This window comes from Loktanella salsilacus (genome assembly GCF_900114485.1).
In the GTDB taxonomy this organism is placed as follows: Bacteria; Pseudomonadota; Alphaproteobacteria; order Rhodobacterales; family Rhodobacteraceae; genus Loktanella; species Loktanella salsilacus.
Genome location: NZ_FOTF01000001.1, coordinates 89358 through 113283, shown reverse-complemented (window position 1 = coordinate 113283; position 23926 = coordinate 89358). Strand labels below are relative to the sequence as shown.

Annotated in this window: 18 protein-coding genes and 3 tRNA genes; 13 read left to right on the top strand and 8 right to left on the bottom strand. The window is 61.4% G+C overall.

Annotated elements, in window-relative coordinates; genetic code table 11:
- Window positions 1–22 precede the first annotated feature (22 nt).
- The 5 genes from BM131_RS00520 to BM131_RS00500 all read left to right on the top strand — a co-directional run bounded on the left by BM131_RS00520 (window position 23) and on the right by BM131_RS00500 (window position 3949).
- Window positions 23–98 (top strand) — tRNA-Val (locus BM131_RS00520).
- Between the two features lie 443 nt (window positions 99–541).
- The gene (locus tag BM131_RS00515; RefSeq protein WP_139222563.1) at window positions 542–1765 is read left to right on the top strand and encodes a GAF domain-containing sensor histidine kinase; all 1224 of its coding nucleotides are present in this window, start codon (window positions 542–544) and stop codon (window positions 1763–1765) included.
- A 216-nt stretch (window positions 1766–1981) separates the two neighbouring features.
- Entirely contained in the window at window positions 1982–3568 is a 1587-nt protein-coding gene (locus BM131_RS00510; RefSeq protein ID WP_090184068.1) for an AMP-binding protein, read from the top strand.
- Between the two features lie 192 nt (window positions 3569–3760).
- A tRNA-Asp gene (locus BM131_RS00505) sits at window positions 3761–3837 on the top strand.
- A 35-nt stretch (window positions 3838–3872) separates the two neighbouring features.
- Window positions 3873–3949: transfer RNA gene (locus BM131_RS00500), tRNA-Asp, on the top strand.
- 207 nt (window positions 3950–4156) lie between these two features.
- On the opposite strand, the gene BM131_RS00495 is transcribed toward BM131_RS00500, so the two are convergent.
- Window positions 4157–5539: a M20/M25/M40 family metallo-hydrolase gene (locus BM131_RS00495; protein WP_090184066.1), complete on the bottom strand. Its 1383-nt coding sequence runs from the start codon at window positions 5537–5539 to the stop codon at window positions 4157–4159.
- Between the two features lie 271 nt (window positions 5540–5810).
- On the opposite strand from BM131_RS00495, the gene hemA reads away from it, so the two are divergent.
- From hemA to ispG, 3 genes are all read left to right on the top strand, one after another.
- Window positions 5811–7034: a 5-aminolevulinate synthase gene (gene hemA, locus BM131_RS00490; protein WP_090184063.1), complete on the top strand. Its 1224-nt coding sequence runs from the start codon at window positions 5811–5813 to the stop codon at window positions 7032–7034.
- Window positions 7035–7162: 128 nt separating this feature from the next.
- Window positions 7163–8377, top strand: a complete 1215-nt coding sequence (locus BM131_RS00485) for a helix-turn-helix domain-containing protein (protein ID WP_090184060.1) — start codon at window positions 7163–7165, stop codon at window positions 8375–8377.
- A 72-nt stretch (window positions 8378–8449) separates the two neighbouring features.
- Window positions 8450–9580, top strand: a complete 1131-nt coding sequence (gene ispG / locus BM131_RS00480) for a flavodoxin-dependent (E)-4-hydroxy-3-methylbut-2-enyl-diphosphate synthase (RefSeq protein WP_090184056.1) — start codon at window positions 8450–8452, stop codon at window positions 9578–9580.
- A 79-nt stretch (window positions 9581–9659) separates the two neighbouring features.
- On the opposite strand, the gene BM131_RS00475 is transcribed toward ispG, so the two are convergent.
- On the bottom strand, window positions 9660–10451 hold the full coding sequence (locus BM131_RS00475; protein WP_090184053.1) for an MBL fold metallo-hydrolase: 792 nt from the start codon (window positions 10449–10451) through the stop codon (window positions 9660–9662).
- 70 nt (window positions 10452–10521) lie between these two features.
- Complete coding sequence (locus BM131_RS00470; RefSeq protein ID WP_090184051.1) at window positions 10522–11250, bottom strand: DsbA family protein; 729 nt, start codon at window positions 11248–11250, stop codon at window positions 10522–10524.
- A gap of 132 nt (window positions 11251–11382) precedes the next feature.
- Here BM131_RS00470 and BM131_RS00465 point away from each other — a divergent pair, with 132 nt between their 5' ends.
- The 5 genes from BM131_RS00465 to BM131_RS00445 all read left to right on the top strand — a co-directional run bounded on the left by BM131_RS00465 (window position 11383) and on the right by BM131_RS00445 (window position 19022).
- Window positions 11383–12525 carry a pyridoxal phosphate-dependent aminotransferase gene (locus tag BM131_RS00465; protein WP_090184048.1) on the top strand — a complete coding sequence of 381 codons (1143 nt, stop codon included), beginning with the start codon at window positions 11383–11385 and terminating at the stop codon, window positions 12523–12525.
- Window positions 12522–13715: an N-acetylmuramoyl-L-alanine amidase gene (locus BM131_RS00460; protein ID WP_090184046.1), complete on the top strand. Its 1194-nt coding sequence runs from the start codon at window positions 12522–12524 to the stop codon at window positions 13713–13715. Before BM131_RS00465 ends, BM131_RS00460 begins: the two co-directional genes overlap by 4 nt.
- A gap of 134 nt (window positions 13716–13849) precedes the next feature.
- Window positions 13850–16369: a penicillin-binding protein 1A gene (locus BM131_RS00455; RefSeq protein WP_090184044.1), complete on the top strand. Its 2520-nt coding sequence runs from the start codon at window positions 13850–13852 to the stop codon at window positions 16367–16369.
- Between the two features lie 94 nt (window positions 16370–16463).
- The gene (prfB, locus tag BM131_RS00450) at window positions 16464–17591 is read left to right on the top strand and encodes a peptide chain release factor 2 (RefSeq protein ID WP_090184041.1); all 1128 of its coding nucleotides are present in this window, start codon (window positions 16464–16466) and stop codon (window positions 17589–17591) included.
- Window positions 17592–17636: 45 nt separating this feature from the next.
- Window positions 17637–19022, top strand: a complete 1386-nt coding sequence (locus tag BM131_RS00445; protein WP_090184573.1) for an amidase — start codon at window positions 17637–17639, stop codon at window positions 19020–19022.
- Here BM131_RS00445 and BM131_RS00440 read toward each other — a convergent pair.
- From BM131_RS00440 to bcp, 5 genes are all read right to left on the bottom strand, one after another.
- A complete protein-coding gene (locus BM131_RS00440) occupies window positions 19009–20490 on the bottom strand; it encodes an MFS transporter (protein WP_245754089.1) in 1482 nt (493 codons plus the stop codon). The two genes, BM131_RS00445 and BM131_RS00440, sit on opposite strands and share 14 nt — an antisense overlap.
- 2 nt (window positions 20491–20492) lie before the next feature.
- The gene (locus BM131_RS00435; RefSeq protein WP_090184038.1) at window positions 20493–21017 is read right to left on the bottom strand and encodes a bactofilin family protein; all 525 of its coding nucleotides are present in this window, start codon (window positions 21015–21017) and stop codon (window positions 20493–20495) included.
- Complete coding sequence (locus BM131_RS00430; protein WP_090184036.1) at window positions 21007–22317, bottom strand: M23 family metallopeptidase; 1311 nt, start codon at window positions 22315–22317, stop codon at window positions 21007–21009. Before BM131_RS00430 ends, BM131_RS00435 begins: the two co-directional genes overlap by 11 nt.
- 167 nt (window positions 22318–22484) lie before the next feature.
- Entirely contained in the window at window positions 22485–23294 is an 810-nt protein-coding gene (locus BM131_RS00425; RefSeq protein WP_090184033.1) for a ferritin-like domain-containing protein, read from the bottom strand.
- A gap of 91 nt (window positions 23295–23385) precedes the next feature.
- Window positions 23386–23868 (bottom strand): thioredoxin-dependent thiol peroxidase, encoded by a 483-nt coding sequence (gene bcp / locus BM131_RS00420; protein ID WP_090184030.1) that lies wholly within the window; start codon window positions 23866–23868, stop codon window positions 23386–23388.
- Between the last annotated feature and the right edge of the window lie 58 nt (window positions 23869–23926).

The window sequence follows — 23926 nt, the reverse complement described above, 5'->3', positions numbered from 1 at the left end:
AACCGCCTTACATGGGCGCTGCGGGTGGTTAGCTCAGTTGGTAGAGCGTTTCGTTTACACCGAAAATGTCGGGGGTTCGAGCCCCTCACCACCCACCATAAAACCAAGGGCTTAGGCCGGGTTTTGTGGTTTTTCCCTGTGAAATCGTTACTGAAATCCCGGATCGCCATACTGCGTAACGTATATGCAGGATGCTGGCTTTAGACGTTTGGCGTTTGGTCTGCGTTTTAACACTGGCTTAGATGCGCCTTTCTGCGTTCTGACAGGTCTAGCTTTCAGATACGCTCAGTCGGCCGGGTCGGTATGTGACTGCGTTTGCGTCCGCGTGCGCGAACGCAGAATCAACAATCTGTCCAGCCTCAGGCACATCCGTCTTGTGCGATTAGACCTAAAAACCTGCTCTGCCGCATCTTCGCGCGCGTTAGCATAAGGTATTGTCCAGGCGGGTAAGCTCTGCCCTATTTCTGCCACACTTTCAACTTGAGGTGGTGTTGTGGGAATTTTCTCGCCCCGCTGGGGTGAGTCGGAGGGCGTTGGCACCTTGGCTAAAACATACTCCTTCGAAGCGCTTGGACTGTTGCATTGCGACATGGACGAAAGCTTTGTTAATATTTTAAATCTCGCGTCCTGCGCGTTGGACGCGCCCTTGGCGCATATCGCTGTGCTTGAAAAACAAGCGGGCCTTCAGTTTATTTCTGCGTCTATCGGCTCTTTATTCGCGCCAAATGAAAGATGCGAAATAGCGATAGAGGATACGATTTGTCAGTACGTCCAAGAGACCTGCGATACGGTGGTCATCCCTGATTTACTGGCCGATCCGCGAACGCGCGACAACGAGATGATTCAGCAAAATGGATTGCGGTCTTATATTGGCAGCCCAATCCATACGATGACCGGCAAGGTGATCGGCTCACTTTGCTGTATGGCGAAAACGCCGCGGGACTGGTCCGATAAGGACATCCAAATGCTTGAAAGCCTATCAAAGTGTGTTGATGATATCGTCATCGCGCGGACGCTCGCCTTGGAAGACCAAGCCGCGCGCAAGCAGTTGAAGGATATTGCCGCCGCGCGCGGGGCATATATTGCCCATGTCGGACACGAAATACGCACGCCTTTAACTGGAATTCTGGGATCTATCGGGATCCTGAAAGGTGTACCGCTCGACGAAAAGCCGGCGCGCCTTGTAAAGATCCTAGATAAATCGGCCCACAAGCTTCTTGAATTTGTAAATGATGTGCTTGATCTGGCCAGGCTGGATGCGGGGCCGTCAGATATAGCCGAGGAAGTGGCCCGCATCGGTGATTTCATGAAAGATCAACTGAAAGAATTTTCAATTCAGGCGGGGGAAAAAGGACTGACACTTCGTTTAGAAGATCGGCTTCAGAATGCCTGCTATCGGTTTGATGCGACCGCGCTTGCGCGCATCGTTCAGAACATCGTGTCGAACGCGGTAAAGTTTACGAACGTCGGGTCTATCGATGTGACCTTAGATCAGGATTCCTACGGGCAAGTCGTGATTGACGTGTCCGATACAGGAATTGGGATTGCCCCTGAATACCACAGCAAAATCTTTGAAGAGTTCGAGCAGGCGGACGAAGCGGCAGCGCGTCGGTTCGGTGGCACGGGTCTTGGAATGGCGATCGTGAAACGGACGGTTGATCGATTAAATGGCACAATCACGATCGACAGTGCGCGCGGGGTCGGGACAAAGATCTCGGTTTCTTTACCGCTCTCGACGGCTGGGGCGGATTGCGACGCTGCTTAGGCAGGAGTTGTTTTCAATTATCACCGTCGTCCGTGGTGCCGCTGAAAAGGTCCGGTGACTGGTGGGAGTAAAAATACGTGCGGAAGCAGCAGTTTCAGCTGGGCTAGATTTCGTTCGCCCCCCAAATGGTGGGGCTTCGCGCCCCGCACCATCCACCATATCCCCCCGCGGGCAATAGCGCTTGACCAGACTGCGCGCGCCGCGTGATGATCGGGGATGTTGACACTTTATCCCACCATCACTCAAACCCGTGCTGCCTTTGCGTGGGACATCCCCGCGCGCTTTAATATCGGCGTGGACTGCTGCGATAGGGTGGCGGCGAACGCGCCCGATTCTCCCGCGATTATCGACGCGCGAACTGGCTGCGTGACAAGCTTTGCCCAGCTGCGCGGTCTGTCGAACCAGCTGGCCCACGCGCTCTCGGGGCTGGCGGGGCAGGGCGACCGGATCGGGGTGTTGCTGCCGCAAAGGGTAGAGACGGCGGCGGCCCATATCGCGATCCTTAAGATGGGCGCGATCAGTATTCCACTGTTCAAACTGTTCGGGCCGGATGCGCTGCGCCACCGGCTTGGGGCGGCTGGGGCGAAGGTTGTGATTACTGACGCGCAGGGCGCGGCGCTGCTTGAACAGCTGCGTGGCGATCTGCCTGATCTTGTACGGGTGGTGTCGGTTGACGACGACTTTGCAGATTTCGTCGCAGGCCAGCCGCAGGTGTTTACGCCCTGTGATACCAGCCCCGACGATCCGGCGATCCTGATCTTTACTTCGGGCACGACGGGCCCGCCCAAGGGTGCCTTGCTGGGCCACCGCGTGCTGCTAGGCCATCTGCCGGGCGTCGAGATGAGCCACAATGGCTTTCCGCAGTCCGGCGACGTGATCTGGACGCCTGCGGACTGGGCCTGGATCGGCGGCTTGCTGGATGTGCTGCTGCCAGCGCTGCATCACGGTGTCCCCGTGGTGGCGAGCCGGTTTGATCGGTTCAGCGCAGATGCGGCCTATGACGTGATCCGGACGTACCGTGTGCGCAATACCTTCCTTCCGCCGACCGCGCTTAAGATCATGCGCCAGTCTGACCCGCCCGAGGGTATCGCACTCCGTTCTGTTGCAAGCGGCGGCGAAACCCTTGGCGCAGAGCTGATTGCATGGGGCCAGCGCGTGCTGGGCTGTACGATCAACGAATTCTACGGCCAGACAGAGTGCAACATGATCGTCAGCTCTTGCGCCGCCATAGCGCCGGCAGAGCCGGGGGTGATGGGCTTTGCTGTCCCCGGGCATGACGTGCAGATCATCGACGCCGCAGGTGCGCCCTGCGCGGCGGGGCAAGAGGGCGATATTGCCGTGCGCCAGCCCGATCCAGTGATGTTTCTGCGCTATTGGAACGATCCGGTGGCCACGGCGGCCAAGTTTCGCGCAGGCTGGCTGCTAACCGGCGACCGCGGCGTCGTAACGCCTTCTGGCCGGATCAAATTTGTGGGCCGGGACGATGACGTCATCAGCAGCGCCGGCTACCGGATTGGCCCGGCCGAGATTGAAGACTGCCTTCTGTCCCATCCGGCCGTGCAAATGGCCGGTGTGGTCGGCCAACCCGACGATCTGCGCGGGCAGATAATCGTCGCTTTCGTGCAGCTGGCGGCGGGGCACGCCGCGACCGATGATCTGTCAGAAGCCTTGCGCCATCACGTCCGCACCAATCTGGCTGCCCACGACACCCCGCGCCATATCCGTTTTGTAGGCAGCCTGCCGATGACCACGACAGGTAAACTGATCCGGGCCGAGCTGCGGCGCAGGTGTGCGGGGTCCTAATTTCTTCTGGTCCCTAAATACCTCGGGGGAGGCGCAGCCGGGGGCAGCGGCCCCACTGACGCCAGCCACACAATACCTGCCGCAAAATTTAATCGCGCCGCATCGCAATTTTTGTCCTTCCAGCGCTTGACGGGGTCGGGGGGCTTGCATAGAAGCGCGACACGTTCAGTGCAGATGCTGAACGGGTCAAAGGCGGTTGTAGCTCAGTTGGTTAGAGTACCGGCCTGTCACGCCGGGGGTCGCGGGTTCGAGCCCCGTCAACCGCGCCATTGACCCTGATTTGTCTGCTATGTCGTTGAAATGCGCGGTTGTAGCTCAGTTGGTTAGAGTACCGGCCTGTCACGCCGGGGGTCGCGGGTTCGAGCCCCGTCAACCGCGCCATTTCACCCTTTCGTAACAGTTTGATACGGTATCTGATTTTTCCAGCGAGAAGTCAGCCTTCGCCATATGCCGTCCGGGCGCGCTGCGGCGATACATATTTTTCTGCGAAAAATCAGGGGGCCAGCCCCCGTCCGCGCTGCGGACTCCCCCGAGGTATTTCCGACCAGAAGAAGGGCACGGCGCAGGGGGATGCGCCGTGCGTTTGGATCAGGCTGTCATGGCGCGCAGGATTCGCGCCCAGCTGCGGGTGCCTTTGTGGAACGACGACAGGTCGTATTTTTCATTTGGCGAATGGATCTGGTCATCATCTTTGCCAAAGCCGATCAGCATCGCGTCCATATCCAGATATTGCTTGAAGTAGGCCGCAATCGGGATCGAGCCGCCACACCCGACATAGGCCGCCGCTTGCGGCCATTCGTCCGACAGCGCGCTGCGGGCTTGGGTGAACGCGGGGTGATCCGTGCTCATCTGTCCAGCAGCTGAGGCACCGTGGCTGTGGAATTCCACGCGGCAGTCGGCGGGAATCATATCTTGCACCATCTTGCGAAAGCTTTCGCGGATCGCGTGGGGATCTTGGGTGCCGACAAGGCGAAAGCTGATCTTGGCGCTGGCCTGCGCAGGCAGCACGGTTTTAAAGCCGTCGCCAGTGTAGCCTGCGGTCATGCCGTTCACTTCGCAGGTGGGGCGGGACCAGATCATTTCCAGCGGACGGCGGCCCTGCTCGCCTGCGGGGATCTTGAGGCCGACTTCGCCCAAGAACGCTTCGGCGTCGAAGTTTAGATCGTCCCAGCTGGCCGCCAGCGCGTTCGACAGTTCCGGCACGCCGTCATAAAAGCCCGGCACCGTGATGCGGCCTGTGTCGTCGTGCAAGGACGCGATGACCTTGGCCAGCACGCGGGCAGGGTTCATGGCGATGCCGCCATACATGCCCGAATGCAGGTCCTTGGACGGGCCGTGGATCGTGACCTCTTCGCCCAAAAGACCGCGCAACTGGGTGATGATGGCGGGGGTTTCCTCGCCATACATGCCGGTATCGCAAATCAACGCGATGTCGGATTTCAGGATGTCGGCGTGGGATTTCAGGAAAGGGATCAGCGATGGAGAGCCGGATTCCTCTTCGCCTTCAAAGAACAGCGTGATGTTGGCGGGCAGGGTGCCGTGGACGGCTTTCCACGCGCGGCAGGCCTCGACGAAGGTCATCAGCTGGCCTTTGTCGTCGGACGATCCGCGGCCGCGAATAACCGGGCCTTTGGCGGTTTGTTCGATCGCGGGATCGAACGGGTCGCGGTCCCACAGGTTCAGCGGATCGACGGGCTGCACATCGTAGTGGCCGTAGAACAGCACGTTGGGACCTGTCCCGCCTGAATGAGCGACGACCATCGGGTGCCCGTCCGTGGGGTATTTGCGGGCTTCAAAGCCTATGGATTGCAGATCGTCTACCAGCCAGTCGGCGGCGCGGTCGCAATCGGATTTAAACGCAGGGTCGGTCGAGATGGACGGGATGCGCAGCAGGTCCAGCAGGCGGGCGGTTGCGGCATCCAGATCATCGTCGATCTTTTGCAAAACAGGGGCGAGGGTCGCGTCGGTCATGGGGGCAGGGCCTTAATTTAGACAAATTTGTGCCAAGGTTCTGCCCCTTTCCCGGTAAGGTCAAGCAGGTGACATCCCCTTGCGCAGCGCTTTGCGGGCGCGGCGGGGCACCTATTTGCGCTAGATCAAAGCGGCGACTTTTTAAGGCTTTAAGGTACGGTGACAACAGGTCGCGTGTTGATCGCCGGGCATTGGGCCTATATGCATGCGGAAATCAAGATACGTCCCGCTGCTGGTTGCCGGAGGTATCGCACTTTCGAAAGGATAACCGGTGAACTACGACGCAGCCCTCTCGACCGCGATCAATCGGCTTCATGACGAGGGGCGTTACCGTACCTTCATCGACATCGAGCGCACGCGGGGCCAGTTCCCCCATGCGGTCTGGAACAAGCCCGACGGCAGCAAGGCACCGGTCACGGTGTGGTGCGGCAACGATTATCTGGGCATGGGCCAGCACCCGGTTGTGCTGACGGCCATGCACGAGGCGCTGGACGCCACCGGTGCAGGCTCTGGCGGGACGCGCAACATTTCGGGCACCACGGTTTATCACAAGCAGCTAGAGGCCGAACTGGCCGATCTGCATGGCAAAGAGGCGGCGCTGCTGTTCACCAGCGCCTATATCGCCAATGACGCAACGCTGAGCACGCTGCCAAAGCTGTTCCCCGGTCTGATCATCTATTCCGACGCGCTGAACCACGCGTCCATGATTGAAGGCGTGCGCCGCAATGGCGGGGCCAAGCGGATTTTCCGCCACAACGATCTGGCGCATCTGCGCGAGCTTTTGGCCGCCGATGATCCCGAGACGCCCAAGCTGATCGCCTTCGAATCGATCTATTCGATGGATGGCGACTTTGGCCCCATCGGTGAAATCTGCGATCTGGCCGAAGAATTCGGTGCCCTGACCTATATCGACGAAGTCCATGCCGTCGGCATGTACGGCCCGCGCGGGGCAGGGGTGGCAGAGCGTGACGGCCTGATGGACCGGATCGACATCATCAACGGCACGCTGGCCAAGGCTTACGGCGTGATGGGCGGCTATATCGCGGCATCGGCTAAGATGTGTGACGCGGTGCGGTCCTATGCGCCGGGCTTTATCTTTACCACGTCCCTACCGCCTGCTGTGGCAGCGGGTGCGGCGGCCAGCGTCAAGCATCTGAAAACCGATCAGGGCCTGCGTGATGCGCAGCAAACACAGGCTAAGATCTTGAAATTGCGCCTTAAGGGGCTTGGCTTGCCGATCATTGATCACGGCAGCCATATCGTGCCGCTGATGGTGGGCGATCCCAAGCACACCAAGCTGATGTCCGATATGTTGTTGGACCGGTTCGGGATCTACGTGCAGCCGATCAATTTCCCGACCGTCCCGCGCGGCACAGAGCGGCTGCGCTTTACGCCCTCTCCCGTGCATGGGCCCAAGGAAATGGACGCCCTTGTGACCGCGTTGGATAACCTTTGGTCGCATTGTGCGCTGAATCGCGCCGATATGGCGGGCTAACTTTTCTGCAAGTGCACAACACAGAACCGTGTGATACATGGTGATTAATCAATCTTTAAGAGATGATTCGACTAAGGTGGGATCGTAATCTACGGTTGAACTCGGGGCAGGCACACGGCGGAACGATAATGATCGTAAAAAGCTTTCGGCGCGCAAAGGCGGTCGCGGACGTTGAAACTAAAGGTTTCGACGCTTTCGACATGCGTCTTGGTGATATGATGCGCGGCGAACGTGCGACGATGGGCAAAAGCCTGCTTGATGTGCAGCGCGAGCTGAAGATCAAGGCGGCCTATATTTCCGCGATCGAAAATGCTGACCCCTCGGCCTTTGATACACCCGGATTCATTGCCGGATATGTGCGGTCCTATGCGCGCTATCTGAAAATGGACCCCGATTCTGCGTTTGAAACATTTTGCCGCGAAAGCGGGTTCAGCACGGCGCACGGCATGTCCGCGGCGGCGTCGTCGGCCAAGCCTGCCAGATTTCAGGCGCAGCGCACACCGATGGGCAAGGATATCTTTTCCGCCTCGGCCACGCCCTTTATCCCCCATGGGGACCGCATGTTTTCTGGCATCGAACCGGGCGCTGTCGGATCGTTGCTGGTGCTGGTTGCCCTGATCGGCGGACTTGGCTACGGCGGCTATTCCGTCCTGCAAGAGGTGCAAAAAGTGCGTCTAGCCCCCGTGGATCAGACCCCCGTTGTGCTGTCTGACCTCGACCCTTTGGCGGGTGCATCGCAGATCGCAGACGCTGGCACCGACTCTCCTGATTTCGCCGCCCCCACGCCAGAGGCGCTGGACCGTTTGTATCGCCCGCAGGCGTTGGACGTCCCGGTGCTGGTCGCACGCGATGCGCCGATTTCGACATTGCTGCCGGGCACATCCAGCACGCTAGGCACGCTGGCCGTGGATCACAGCCTGCGTCAGGCGCTGGCCGATACGACCGCTGCGCCGCCGCTGCCGGGTGACGCTGCTGCGCAGCCTGCCATCCAAGTCAGCGAAGGCCCGGTGCCAGAGGTCCAGCTTGTCGCTGTGCGCCCTGCCTGGGTGCGCGTGCGCACGGCTGACAATTCAATTATCTTCGAAGGCATCATGAACGCCGGCGACACCTTTGCGCTGCCCGCGACAGAAGAGCCCGCGACCCTGCGCGTTGGCGAAAGCGGCGCGGTTTATTTCGCGGTCAACGGTCAGCACTACGGCCCCGCTGGCCCGAACGGCACTGTGACGTCGAACCTTGCGCTGTCCGTTGACAACCTGACGCAGAAATTTGCGGTGGCTGATCTGAACAGCGACGGCGACCTGCGCGCCATTGTGAACGTCGCAGAAGCCGTCGTCACCGAATAACCGCCGCAAGGCGGTTGCTGGCAGGCGGGCAAGGACCTAGTTAAGGGCAAAGTCCCTTTTCGAAAGACCGTCATGTCGGACCTGCATTCCATTCGCCCTTGGCGCCATATCGAACGCCGCAAAAGCCGCCAGATCATGGTGGGCAACGTCCCTGTTGGGGGCGGCGCGCCGATTACGGTGCAGACGATGACCAACACCCTGACCACCGACGTCAAAGGCACCATCGCGCAAATTCAGGCGGCGGTGGATGCGGGCTGCGATATTGTCCGCGTGTCGGTCCCGGACGAAGCCTCGGCCAAGGCGCTGAAGCTGATCGTGCCAGAGGTCAGCGTGCCAATCGTCGCGGACATCCATTTCCACTACAAACGCGGGATCGAGGCGGCAGAGGCGGGCGCGGCCTGTCTGCGGATCAACCCCGGCAACATCGGCGACGAAAAGCGCGTGAAAGAGGTCATCAAGGCCGCGCGCGATCACAACTGCAGCATCCGCATTGGCGTGAACGCCGGATCGCTGGAACGGCACCTGCTGGACAAATACGGCGAGCCGACGCCCGATGCGATGGTTGAAAGCGGCATGGATCATATTAAGATCCTGCAAGACAATGATTTCCACGAGTTTAAGATCAGCTGCAAAGCATCGGATGTTTTCATGGCTGCCGCCGCCTATCAGCAGCTGGCCGATCTGACCGACGCACCAATCCATCTGGGTATCACCGAAGCAGGGGGTCTGATTTCCGGCACCGTCAAATCCGCCATCGGCATGGGCAACCTGCTGTGGGCTGGCATCGGTGACACGATCCGCGTGTCCTTGTCCGCCGATCCCGTGCAAGAGGTCAAGATGGGGTTCGAGATCCTCAAATCCCTTGGCCTGCGCCACCGGGGCGTGAACATCATCTCTTGCCCGTCCTGCGCCCGCCAAGGCTTTGACGTGATCAAAACGGTTGAGGCGCTAGAGCTGCGGCTAGAGCATATCAAGACCCCGATGAGCCTTAGCATTATCGGCTGCGTTGTGAACGGCCCCGGCGAGGCGCTGATGACCGACGTGGGCTTTACCGGCGGCGGCAACGGGTCCGGCATGGTCTATCTGGCGGGCAAGCAAAGCCACAAGCTGGGCAATGACGCGATGATCGAACACATCGTCGAACAGGTTGAAAAGAAAGCGGCAGAGCTGGAAGCATCTAAGGTTAAGGCTGAAACCGCCTAATCCCTGCCAGTGTAGCAATTAAAAAAGGGGGCGCTGGTTTTCACCAGCGCCCCCTTTGTCGTTCTAAGTCTGACGCGACTTAGCCCGGCATCACGTCGCCTGCATACCACGGTGCGATGACCACGGTCGCTGTGTCGCCAACCAGTGCCGCGAACTCTTCTGGGTTCTGCGTGCCGCCATCTTGGCCGCGGTAGTGGTAGGGGTAGACGTATGTTGGCATGAATTCAGCCACGGCGGATGCGGCGGAGTCTTTGTCCATCGTGAAGGGCAGGTTCATGCTGATGAACGCCACGTCGATGTTTTCCAGCGCGCGCATTTCTGGCGTGTCTTCAGTGTCGCCAGAGACATAGACGCGCAGGCCGTCAAAGCTCAGGACATAGCCGTTGTCGCGGCCCTGCGGGTGATACTTCATCCGGTCTTCGGTAATGTTGTAGGCGGGGATCGCATCGATCGCCATGCCGTTGTATTCGCCGCTGACGCCATTGGCCATCTCGGTCGCTTTGGCCTTCAGATCGTCGGGCAGCATCGCAAAGACGGCAGGGTTGGTGATGATCTGTGTGTTTTCACCCACGATCGCCGCCAGCGTTTCGGCGTTGTAGTGATCGCCATGCTCGTGCGTGACAAGGATCAGGTCCGGTGTGCCGTGATCGGCATACAAGGACGCATCGCCAATCGGATCGACATACAAGGTGCCAACGGGCGTTGTCATGACGATGGACGCATGGTCGATCGGATAGACGGTGACGTCGCCAGCGTTGGTGGCATAGACGTCACCGGCATGGGCAGCAGCCATTGCGGCATAAGGCAGCAGCGTGACAGCGCCCGCTGCGGCAGCAGAGGTCGCAAGGAAGTGGCGGCGTGTGGTGGTCATGGGACTCTCCCGTTGGTTGGCGTTGTCGCTAACCTAGGACAAGTCCGCATGCCGACCAGTCAAATCGGCGTTAGCCGCGCAATTGATCCACAAGTTGCTGCATCTGATCGACCGGCACATAACCGCGCACCATCTGGTCCTGAATGACAAAGGTCGGTGTGCCAGAGATATCAAGCGCCTGGCCAAGCGCCCGGTTCGCTGTGATCCTGCGCGCAACCTCTGGGTCGCTCATCTTGGCGATGATGGCTTCGCCGTCCATATCAAGGCTATCGGCCAGACGGCTCAGGCTTTCTGCGGTGATCTCTCCGTTATAGTTCATCAGCGTCTCGTGGACCGCCTCGTAGGCGTCATCGCCGCCGATCATATGCGCCGCAATCGCGAACTGAGAGCCAAGCACCGACTGTTCGCCCAGGATCGGGAATTCTTTCACGATAAAGCGGATGTTGCCGTCGGCGGACAGCAGGCTTTCGACCTCTGGAAAGGCTTTTTTGCAGTATCCGCAGCGGTAATCCATGAATTCGACCACGGTGATATCGCCGTCCGGGTTGCCGCCGACCCAGCTGAACCCGTCGTTCAGCAGGGCGTCGGTTTGCGACACCAGCATATCCTGATCGGCTTGCGCGGCGGCGGCGTCTTCGCGCTGTTGCAGCACGCCGACGGCTTCCATGATCACCTCTGGATTGGCCATCAGATAGGCGCGCACCCGTTCGCCAAAGGCTGCGTCATCCTGCGTCTGTGCAAGCGCGGGCAGGGACAGCGACATGGTCAGGGCGGCGGCGGTTGTCAGCGTGCGGAACATGGGGGTCACTTTCTATCGGTTCGCATTGATTATGCGCAGATCGGGGCAGGACTGCCAAGGCGGCATGGCGCAGGCGGTTGACGCACCCCCGCCTTGGCGGGCACAAGTTGCCAAAAGCAGTAGGGGCATAAGATGCGCAGCTCAACCCGGGGGAATGTTGATCCCTTTATCGTGATGGACGTCATGGAAGCCGCCCGCGCCGCAGAGGACGCAGGCCGGTCGATCATTCACATGGAAGTCGGCCAGCCTGGCACTGGCGCACCCATCGCGGCGCTAGAGGCGCTCAAGGCTGATCTGGAAACGCCGCTGGGCTATACCGTCGGCCTTGGCCTGCCAGCGCTGCGCCGCCGCATCGCCCAGCATTACGGCGATATCTATGACGTCGATCTTGATCCGGGCCGGGTTGTGGTCACGGCCGGGGCCTCTGGCGCCTTTGTGCTGGCGTTTTCGGCGCTATTCGACAATGGCGAGCGGGTCGGGCTGGGGCTGCCCTGCTATCCCAGCTATCGCCAGATTCTAAAGGCAATGGGCTTGCAGCCGGTCGAGATTGAAACCCGCGCCCGCGGCCGCTATCAGCCGCAGCCCGAAGACATCGCCGCTCACGATCTGGCAGGTTTGATCGTTGCCTCCCCCGCGAACCCCACGGGCACTATGCTGAATAAGGGCGAGCTGACCGCGCTGGCCGACGCCTGCTCTTCCCGCGATGCGGCCTTGATCTCGGACGAGATTTATCACGGCATCGGTTACGGCACGCGGGCGGTTTCCGCGCTTGAGGTCACGCAGGACACCTATGTGATCAACAGCTTTTCCAAGTATTTCAGCATGACCGGCTGGCGTTGCGGCTGGATGGTTGTGCCGCAGGATCACGTTCGCACGGTGGAACGTCTGGCGCAGAACATGTTCATCTGCGCGTCCCACGCCAGCCAGCGCCTTGCGTTGCACGCGATGGATTGCCGGGACGAGCTGGACGCGAACCTGAGCGTCTACCAGGCGAACCGCACGCTGTTGCTGGACGGTCTGGCGCAGGCGGGCTTTGACACTATCGCGCCGCCGGACGGCGCGTTCTATATCTACGCCGATATCTCAGCCCATTCGGATGACAGCCGGGCCATGGCCGCCGATATTCTGGACAAGGCAGGCGTTGCTGTGACGCCGGGGCTGGATTTCGATCCGATCCACGGCCACCGCTGGCTGCGCTTTTCCTATGCCGGACGCACCGCCGACATGGCCGAAGGGCTAGAGCGTCTGCGCCGCTACATGGCCGCACGCGGATGATCCGTACACTGGCGCTTTGCCTGTTGCTGGCCGCACCTGCGGCGGCGCAGGATTTTTCAGCGCTTGCCCGTATTGATCCGGCGACCAGCCGGATCGCGGACGAAGGGCAGGGGCTGCGCGTCGACCTACAGCTAAGCCAGACCGTGCCGTACCGCGTGTTCACGCTGGCCGATCCGATGCGCGTGGTCGTCGACTTTCGCGAAATCGACTTTGGCGGCCTGATCCCCGAAGATTTGTGGCAATACGGGATCGCGACGGACGTCAGCTTTGGCCCATTGCGCCCCGGCTGGTCGCGTCTGATCGTGACCTTGGGCAGCCCGCTCGCCGTGGCGCAGGCGGGGCTGACGGTGGACGACCAAACCGGGGCTGCGCGGCTTAGTCTGCGTATGATGCCCACGGATGCGGCAAGCTTTGCCGCCAGCGCGGGCGCGCCGGATGCACCGGACACCCCTGATGTCAGCCTTGACGCGCCCATCCAGCGCAGCGGGCCGCTGGTTGTCGCCATCGACCCCGGCCACGGCGGCGTTGACCCCGGTGCCACGCGCGGCAAAATCCACGAGGCGGATTTGATGCTGCAACTGGGGATCGAGGTTGCCGAGGCGATCAACCGCAGCGGCACCCTGCGCGCCGTGCTGACCCGCAACGCCGACGACTTTGTCCCGCTTGAAGAACGCATGACCATCGCCCGCGCCGCTGGCGCTGGCGTCATGCTGTCGCTGCACGCGGATGCGCTGGACGATGATGTCACCCGCGGGGCCTCTGCCTATACCCTCAACGCCGAAGGGCAGGACCGCGCCGCGCAGCGCATGGCAGAGCGGCACGAGCGCGGCGATCTGCTGACCGGGCTCGACCTGACCGGGCAGGATGACCGCGTCGCCACCGTGTTGATGGATATGGCCCGCGCCGAAACCACGCCCGCGTCCCGCCGTCTGGCGGACGCGCTGATCACGGGTCTGCGCAGCACTGGCGCTGGCGTCAACAGCCGCCCGCGCCGTGAAGGACGCCTTGCCGTGCTGAACGCCGCCGACTTTCCGTCTGTCCTGCTCGAGGCTGGATTTCTGTCCAACGCCGCCGACCGCACCGCCTTGTCCACGCCGCAGGGCCGCGCGCCTATCGTGGCGGGCATCACCGCCGCCCTGCAAGATTGGGCCAAAGCCGAGGCTGCCCGCGCACCGCTCAAGCGGCAATAACGGATTATTAAGACGGCTGGCGCTAATGTGACCCCGATTTAGGGAGGTATTCACGCAAACTGCGCTGTTCTGCTTTTGACGCCAGCCGGGGGCCGCCCTATAAGCGGGCCAATCCGACAGAAGGGTCTTCGGCCATGCTCCGCTTTATCATGTCATTTTTCGGCGGCATCTTTTCGATGCTGTGCCTTGGGCTTGCTATGGCGGCGCTGGGTCTTGGCGGCATTTTCTATATGTATGGCCGCGACTTGCCATCCTATGACACGCTGGCGCAATACACGCCGAAAACCATTAGCCGGATTTATTCGGGCGAAGGGCAGATCATCGACGAATTCGCCGTCGAACGCCGTCTGTTCACCCCCGCCGAAGACATCCCCGACATGGTGAAACAAGCGTTCATCAGCGCCGAGGATAAGAATTTTTACACCCACGGCGGCTACGACGCAGGCGGTATGGCGGCCGCTTTGGTCGCAGCAGTCAAATCGCGCGGCGAAGACGTGCGCGGCGCATCGACCATCACCCAGCAGGTGATGAAGAACTTCCTGCTCGACGGTTCCCGCTCGGTCGAGCGTAAGATCAAGGAAATCATCCTCGCCACCCGGATCGAGGGGGCGATGCCCAAGGACAAGATCCTAGAGCTTTACCTGAACGAGATTTTTCTTGGCAAAAACAGCTATGGCGTCACTGCTGCCTCGCTGACCTATTTCAACAAATCCCTGTCAGATCTGACCGTGGAAGAGGCCGCTTATCTGGCCGTGCTGCCTAAGGCCCCGTCCGACTACGACCCGGTGCGCCAATACGACCGGTCCATCGCGCGGCGCGACTTTGTCCTGCGCGAAATGTGGGAAAACGGCTATATCGAGGACGCGGCCTACGAGACCGCAAAAGCCACGCCGCTGCGCACCGTGCAATCGGGGGACTACGAAAGCTTTCGGTCCGAACTGCCGCCGCGCGACTATTTCACCGACGAAATTCGCCGCCAGCTCAGCCAGAACTTCGGCGAGGATGAATTCTTTTCTGGCGGTCTTGCGATCCGCGCGACGGTTGACGCTGACCTGCAGGTCGAGGCTGCTCATGCGCTGCAGCGCGCGCTGGAAAGCTATGACCGCGGGCAGGGGACATGGCGCGGTACGGGCAAGACGATTGATGCGTCCTTGCTTGGCACCGAAGCCGATTGGCGCAAGGCCTTGGCCGAAACCGAAGTCCCCCGCGACATCACGCTGGAAAACGAATGGTTCCCCGCCGTTGTGCTAGAGGTTGGCGACGCCAACATGCGCGTCGGCATTGAGGGGGTCGAGGAAACCGAAGCCGAACCCCATACCGTACCGCGCGACGATATCGCCTGGATGAAGGGCAGCTTTGCCGACAATTTCACGGCCGGCGATGTCGTGCTGATCCGCCGCATGACGCAGGACAGCGACGGCGCGTTCATCCGCTGGACGCTGCGCCAAGTGCCGCAAGTGCAAGGTGCGTTCATGGCGATGGACGTGAACACGGGCCGCGTTTTGGCCATGCAGGGTGGCTTTTCCTATCAGGCGTCGGTGTTCAACCGCGCCACACAGGCAAAGCGTCAGCCAGGCTCTAGCTTTAAACCTTTTGTTTTCGCCGCCGCGCTAGATTCGGGTTATTCCCCCGCAACGGTCGTCGTCGACGCCCCGATTGAAATTAACACACCCCAAGGCGTCTGGCGCCCGCAGAACTATTCCAACAAATTCTACGGCCCGACCCCGCTGCGGACCGGTATTGAACAATCGCGCAACCTGATGACAGTGCGTTTGGCGCAAGAGGTCGGCATCGACATTGTCGCCAACTACGCCGAGAAATTCGGCGTCTACGATCACATGAACCGTGTGCTGGCCGCGTCCCTCGGCTCGGATGAGACGACATTGTTCAAGATGGTCGCCGCCTACGCCATGTTCGCCAATGGCGGCGAGCGGGTAGAACCGACCTTGGTCGACCGGGTGCAGGACCGCTATGGCAACACCGTTTATCGTCACGACCAGCGCGTCTGCGAAGACTGCCAACTGGCCAGCCTGCCCAGCGGTGAAGCCCCGCGCATCACCAGCAATCGCCAGCGCGTGATGAACGAAATCACGGCCTATCAGCTGACGTCCATGATGGAAGGCGTCGTTAAACGCGGCACCGCCAAGAACGCGATCAATCTGCCTGTGCCCATCGCGGGTAAAACCGGTACGACGAACGACGAAAAAGACGCGTGGTTTGTTGGCTTTTCGTCCAACATCGTCGCGGGCTGCTACATCGGTTTCGACAACCCGCGTCCTATGGGTAAATCGGCGTCCGGCGGCGGCATTTGTGCGCCGGTGTTCAACGCCTTTATGGGCAAGGCGATCAAGAAATACGGCGGCGGCGCGTTCCATGTGCCGGCCGACTGCCAATTCATCAACATCGACCGCTTTTCCGGCGCGCGTCTGGGTGATGGGGCCAGCGGCGACAACGTGATTGCTGAATGCTTCCGTCCGGGCGAAGAGCCGATCTTTGGCATCACCTTCGATGGTGGTTTCGCCATGGCGGCCGATTTGCCGCTGGTCGACGAAGTGCCCCGCGCTGCGCGTCAGGTCACCACCAGCAGGGGCGGCACCGCGACGGTCGGGCCCAAGGCCACCTTTGGCACGCTGTCCTCGGGCGGGCTTTACTAGCCATTCCCTTGCCGTAAGCGCGGCGGCGGGTTAGACCCGCCCCGCAGCCGCCCGTGTCTGGGCGATGCAATTTGCCCGTCGAAGGATCAAGCCCATGCGCGCCGAAACTCAGAACACCATCGAAGCGATCAAAAAGTCGCTGACCCTGCTGGCGCAGCGGCTGGATTATGACACCGCGCCGCACCGGCTCGAAGAATTTGACGCCCGCGTCGAAGACCCGACCCTGTGGGACGATCCCGCACACGCGCAAAAGCTGATGCGCGAACGGCAGATGCTGGTCGATTCGATGGGCAGCTATGAAGGTATCCGTCAGGAACTAGCCGACAACGTCGAGCTGATCGAGATGGGCGAAATGGAAGACGACGCCGAGATCGTGACAGAGGCCGAAGCCGCCCTTGCCGCGCTGAAAGTCAAAGCCGCTGAAAAAGAGCTGGAAGCGCTGCTGAACGGCGAGGCGGACGGCAACGATACCTTCCTTGAAATCAACGCCGGCGCTGGCGGCACCGAGTCGTGTGACTGGGCCAATATGCTGGCGCGGATGTATGTCCGCTGGGCAGAAAAGAAGGGCTATAAGGTCGAGCTGCAGTCCGAAAGCGCGGGCGAAGAAGTCGGCATCAAATCCGCCGCCTACAAAATTTCCGGCCCTAATGCTTACGGCTGGCTGAAATCCGAATCCGGCGTGCACCGCCTCGTCCGCATTTCGCCTTACGATTCTGCGGCCAAGCGGCACACGTCCTTTAGCTCTGTCTGGGTCTATCCCGTGGTGGACGACAATATCGAGATTGAAGTGCAGGACAAAGATATCCGCATCGACACCTACAGGTCGTCCGGCGCGGGCGGTCAGCACGTGAACACGACCGACTCGGCCGTGCGGATCACGCACCACCCCACGGGTATCGTCGTGACGTCGTCGGAAAAATCCCAGCACCAGAACCGAGATATCGCCATGAAGGCGCTGAAGTCGCGTCTGTATCAGATGGAACTGGATAAGCGGAACGCAGCCATCAACGAGGCGCATGACAACAAAGGTGACGCAGGCTGGGGCAACCAGATCCGGTCCTACGTGCTGCAGCCTTACCAGATGGTGAAAGACCTGCGTACCCGGTACGAGACGTCAGACACCTCTGGCGTGCTGGACGGCGATCTGGATGCGCTGATGGCGGCGACGCTGGCGATGGACGTCAGCGGCAAAAGCCGGGCAGAGGCGAACCTCGAGGACTAAAGACGCACGCTTGCCAGCGGGCAGGCGGCAGTGTCTGATACGGTCATGAATGATTTTCTTGACCAACCCGCCTTTGCCATTTCCGCAGCCTTGGACAAGGGCGATCTGACGGCGACCGCCTTGATGGCGGCGACGCTGGACCGGATCGCCGCGCGCAATCCCGACCTGAATGCTATCGTGTCCCTGCGGGATGCGGATGCTCTGATGCGCGATGCCGCAGCCGCAGACGCGGGCCCGCGCAAGGGCTGGCTGCACGGCATGCCGCTGGCGGTCAAGGATCTGTCAAACGCTGCGGGCTTGCCCACGACGATGGGATCGCCCGCGCTGAAGGACCGGATCGCACCCACCAGCGATATCATGGTGCAGCGGATGCAGGACGCTGGGGCTATTGTCATCGGCAAGACGAATACGCCTGAATTCGGCCTTGGCAGCCATACGTTTAACCCCGTCTTTGGCGCGACGCAGAATGCGCTGATGCCGGGGCACAGCGCGGGCGGCAGCTCTGGCGGGGCGGCGGTTGCGCTGGCGTCGGGGATGATCGCTGTCGCTGATGGGTCTGACATGATGGGCAGCTTGCGTAATCCAGCAGGCTGGAACGGCGTTTATGGCATGCGGCCCACATGGGGGCGTGTGCCGTCAGAGCCGCTTGGCGATTTGATGCTGCACCCTTTGTCGACCAATGGTCCCATGGCGCGCCATCCGCGTGATTTGGCGCTGCTGCTGGACACCATGGCCGGGCCTGATCCGCGCCAGCCGCATGGGCTCGATCACACCCCGTTGGCCCCACTGCTCGACACGGATTTGCGCGGGAAAAGGATTGGCTGGCTGGGCGATTGGGGCGGCGCCTACCCGGTAGAGGACGGCGTCGCGGATCACTGCGCCGCGCAGGTCGCACGCTTTACCGATCTGGGGTGCCATGTCACGGACGTCGCGCCGCCCTTCAGCGCGGCGGCGCTTTGGGACAGCTGGACCACGCTGCGCAGCTACGCTGTCGCAGCCTCCCTCGGTCCGCTTTACGACCAGCCAGCGATGCGCGCCGCGCTGAAGGATACCGCTATTTGGGAAATCGAGCGGGGACGGGCGCTAAGCGGCACCCAGATCCAGCGCGCTAGCCTGATCCGGTCCGACTGGTTCCGGGCCGCGGCGAAGCTATTCAATGACTTTGATGCCCTCGTGCTGCCCACAGCGCAATGCTGGCCGTTCCCGATTGACTGGGCTTATCCGCAGGATATCGCAGGGCAAAAGATGGACAGCTATCACCGCTGGATGGAGGTTGTCGTGCCCGTCAGCCTGATCGGCCTGCCATCCGTCGCCGTACCGTTGCCACTGTCAAAAGGGCGGCCCATGGGCCTGCAACTGATAGGGCGGTCGCGGGATGATCTGGGGTTATTGCAGCTGGCGACAGGCTGGCACGCGCTTAACGCCGCCTGATGCCGTAAGCGGCGGCCAGCGCGGCGATGGCGGCAAAGCCTGCTGCGACCCAGACGATGGCGGCAAAGGCGCTGCCCATTGCGGCCGTATGCGCATCCCCCGCCGCACGTTCGCCAAAGCTGGCAGGCCCGCCCGACAGGTTATAAGCGATCGTCGCGACAGAGCTCATGGCGGCCACGGCGGTTAGCCCGCCGATGCGGCTGATCGCGTTGTTGATGCCTGACGCGATGCCTGATTGCCCGTCACCCGCCGCGACCATAACAGCGGTGGATAGGGGGGCGACAACCATGCTCATGCCGAAGCCGACGATGCCCATGGCGGGCAGGACGCCGAACCAGAAATCCCGCCCGTCCACGACCAGCGCCAAGACCGCATAACCAATGGCCACCACGCAGGCCCCCACGGCGATCACCGGACCCGGCCCGCGCCGGTCTGCAAGCCGGCCAAAGCGGGTGGATAGCAGGGCGATGAAACCCGACAGCGGGCCAAAGGCAAAGATCGTCTTGAACTCTGACAGGCCCCAGCCAACGACGGTCAGCATGGGCAGGAAAAACAGGATCGCGCTCATCCCGAAATACAACAGGAACGTTGCAAGGTTCGCCGCGCTGAAGGCCGGGTTGGCAAACAGGCGTAGCGGCATCATCGGCTGCGGCGTGCGCCCTTCGTGCAGGATAAAGGCCGTCAGCGCGATCGCACCGGCGATGCCGGTCACAATGGTGATGCGGATGTCATTGGACGCCTCTAGGTGCGTCAGCGTCCACGCCAGCAGGCCGAGGCCCGCGACAGCCAGCGCTGCGCCTATGGCGTCAATCGGCTCTCCGCTCCGGCGGGCATCTTTGACGACGCCGCGCCGGACCAGGACTAGCGCAACGATGCCCAGCGGCAGGTTGATCGCAAAGATATAGCGCCAAGCGTCCTCTCCGAAGGTGGAGAGGATCAAGCCGCCAATCAGGGGCCCGGCGGCGGTGGTCAAGCCAGATGCTGCCGCCCACATGCCAATGGCGCGGCCCCGCACATCGCGCGGATAGGCGCGGCTGATCATGGCCAGCGCACCCGGAATCATCAGCGATGCGCCCACCCCCTGCGCCAGCCGCGCGGCGATCAGTGTGTCAGGGGTCGGGGCAAGGGCGCAGGCGAGCGAGGTCAGCAGGAACAGCCCCACGCCAAGGCTGAACACCCGCGCCAGACCAAAGCGGTCGCCGAATGCGCCGCCCGTCAGGATCAGCGCGGACAGGGCCACCATGTAAGCGTTGTTGATCCACGTGGCCTGATCCAGCGTCGCCCCCAGCGTGCTGCGGATCGCCGGGATCGCAATGCTGACGACGGTGCCATCAATGAACCCCATCGACGAGGCAAGCACCGCAGCCGCAAGGATCAGCGGGCGGCGGTGTTCCGTGCTAAAGTCCGGCACGAAAACGGGCCGCGCCTTTTCAGACGTGGCCCGCTGGGCTGTATCATGTTCGGGCAAGCTTAGCCCTTTGTGGGCTCTGCACCTGCGGCGCTGGCACCGCTGCTGCCTGTGGGCATCTTGGCCTTGCCGCCAGTGGTCAGCGGATCGTCCTGACGCTGCACGGAGCCTTCGAAGTGGGCACCCGATTCGATAGCGATCGTCTTGTGGATGATGTCACCTTCCACGCGGGCGGTGGATGTCAGACGTACCTTCAGACCGCGCACGCGGCCGATGATGCGGCCGTGGATCACGACGTCGTCGGCCATGACTTCACCCTTAACGGTGGCGCCTTCGCCGATGGTCAGCAGGTGGGCGCGGATGTCGCCATCGACCTGACCTTCGATCTGGATGTCGCCAGTCGTCTTCATATTACCAGTAACCAGCAGGTCTGCGGACAGAATCGACGCAGGCGGCTTGGCCTTGGGCGCGCTCGCTTTGAAGTCGCTGCTGCTGCCGCTTGGGGCCGGGATTGGCGACGTGGCAGGCTGAGCAGGCGTTTCAGTGGCCTTGGGACCAGGTTCGTTGATTTTGGATTTAGAAAACATCTTGTCCAGCTCTTATGTAATTCATCGGGTTTACGGGGTTGCCGCCGACACGCACCTCATAGTGAAGGTGTGGCCCGGTCGAGCGTCCAGAATTTCCCATATCACCAATCCGGTCCCCGCGCGAGACCCTTTGGCCGACCGACACGCGCATCGCGTTCAAATGTGCGTAGCGGGTTTCGATGCCAAACTCGTGCTGGATCTTGATCAGGCGGCCATAACCGGACGACCAGCCAGCGGATACGATGACGCCGTCGGCGGTGGCATAAACGGGGGTGCCGACAGGGGCAGCAAAATCGGTGCCCGCGTGCAGGCGGCCCCAACGCTGACCAAAGCCAGAGGTGAAGCGGAAAGAGGCTTTGACAGGCACGTCAAACGGCGCTTTTTCGGCAGCAATGCGGTACAGGTTGATCTCGTCCAGACGGCTTAGGATACCATTGGCGCGTGCTGCGTCCGGGTCAGGTCCGCCGCCCATGGTCGAAAACGACAGCGGCGTCAGCGGGCCGCCAGAGCCGGAATAGCCGCGGCGCACCTGGCTTAGCATGTTGTCGGGGTTCATGCCGGCGGCGCGGAACATCTTTTCCAGCGGCTCGACCGACACGGTCATCGCGTCTTCTAGCTGGCGAAAGATATCATCGTTGCGCTCGTGCAGCAGGCGCAGTTCGTTTTCGGTCTCTGCGGCATGATCCAGCGCGAATTGGGCGTCTTGGGCGATCTTGTCACGCTCTGCGGCAGTTTCCGCCAGCGCGGTCGCCAGCAAATCGACAGTGCCTTCTTGCACAGCGGTCTGGGCGGCGGGGGTGGGGGTGTCTGCACCTTCGGCGGTCAGTGCGGCCAGTTCGGTGGCCTGCGCCTTACGGGTCTGCATCGTGTCACGCAGCGTGGACTGCACAACCTCTAGCCCGGTCTCAAGCTCGCGGCGCTTGTCTTCGGTGGCCAGCAGGTCGGATTGCATCGTGGAAATCTGGGCAAGGGCGGCGCTGAACCGGGACTGGGCAGCGACAGCTTCGGCAGCGCGGGCATCACGTTCGGACGACAGGGCGTTCAAGCGCGCCTCATAGATCATCTGGTCGCGTTGTGCCTGGGCGCGAAAGTTGCCCGATCCAATGCTATCCATCAGCAGGATCGCGGTCGAAATAATCGTCCAGCCCACAATCGCCGTCGCAGCGGTCCAGCCAATCAGCTGATGCGACGGCCGCAAGCGGATAAAGCGGGTTTCTGTGTCGGACCGAAGAAAGAGTCGTTTTTCAGGAAATCGTGCTTCTAGGCGCGTATGAATGGCCTGCGTCAGTCGTGATCTCACTAGTATTATCCCTGTCCCGTCCCGTAACACCGCAGCAAGGTTCCACACCCTTTTGCCGCCGCGGTACCCGTCGTCTAGCCACCCTGCGGCGTGGGTGCAACATTTTTGAAAAATTATGGAACAATTTGCCGGGTTTGGGCGAGATCACGCCGAAACCCGGCGGCTCGTCACCGAGTCTCGCTCAGCGGCCAGTAAAAGTCCGGCGGAATGCCCGCTTCGGCCCTTTTTTCTTCGTTAAAAGGCGGCTTCAGACTGCCGTGAAAATAGCCCCGGACAAGCTTGTGAAACACAACAACGGGGTCCAAGTCATGGCGGCCACACAGAAAATGGAACCATTTGGACCCATAGGCGACGTGGTGGACCTCTTCGGCGTAAATCACCTCTAGGGCATCGACGACCTGCGAATCGCCTGCCTTGCGAAAGATTTCAATCATACCGGGAGTCACATCTAGCCCGCGCGCCTCTAGCACCATCGGCACCACGGCAAGCCGCCCCATAAAGTCGTCCTTGGTGTCTTCGGCGGCTTGCCACATGCCCGCATGGGCGGGCAGCGCGCCATAAAAGCTGCCATGCGCCTCAAGACAGTCGCACAGTAGGTTGAAATGCTTCGATTCTTCGTCGGCCGCTTTGACCCAGTCGTCAAAGAATCCAATCGGCAAGGGCACATCCGCAAAACGCGCAATGATATCCCAGTGCAGATCGACCGCATTCAGCTCGATATGCGCTACCGCATGCAGCATGGCGATCCGCCCCTCTGGGCTGCTGGGCTTGCGCCGCGGCACATCGCGCGGTTTTAGCAATTCTGGCTTGGCGGGCCGCGCCGGATGCAGCGGCGGCTGCGCTGTGCCCACCTCGGGCCGCGCGCCGCCTGTCCGCGCAGCGCGCCAAGCTGCCGCATGCGCATGTGACAACGCCGTCTTCGCCCGCCCGTCAGCTGTGCTCAAAACCTCGACCGCCATCTGTGCCAGCGATTTCATCGCGCGGTCCCCCTTCTTCTGGTCGAAAATACCTCGGGGGTATGGGGGCTGGCCCCCATGTCAGGCACCGCATCTAACATGGCCCAAAGCATCAAAGTGCGACTGCCGCCGCCAGCACCGCGTCCACATGCCCCGGCACCTTTACCTTATGCCAGACCTGCGCGATTTTGCCGCCCGGGCCGATCAGAAAGGTTGTACGCTGGATGCCGAAATACGTCTTTCCGTACATCTGCTTTTCCGCCCATACGCCATAGCGTTCGCAAACATCGCCGTGTTCGTCCGACAGCAATGCAATGCCCAGTTCGCGCTTGGCGACAAACTTGTCATGCTTGGCCACCGGGTCCTTTGATACGCCCAGCACAACCGCCCCGGCCGCCGCGAAATCGCCTGCCGCGGCGGTGAAATCCAGCGCCTCTGTCGTGCAGCCGGGGGTGTCGTCGCGTGGATAGAAGTACAGCACAACGCTGCGCCCGGCGTAGTCCGACAGGTTGACCTGCGCGCCGCCGTCGCGCGGCAGTGTGAAATCCGGGGCGGTATCGCCTTGGCTGGGGTGCGGGCTAGACTCTGATGGCATGGTATTCCTCGCGCGGGTTTGGGATATGCGTTTACTTGTTTCGTTTTAGCCTGTGGTG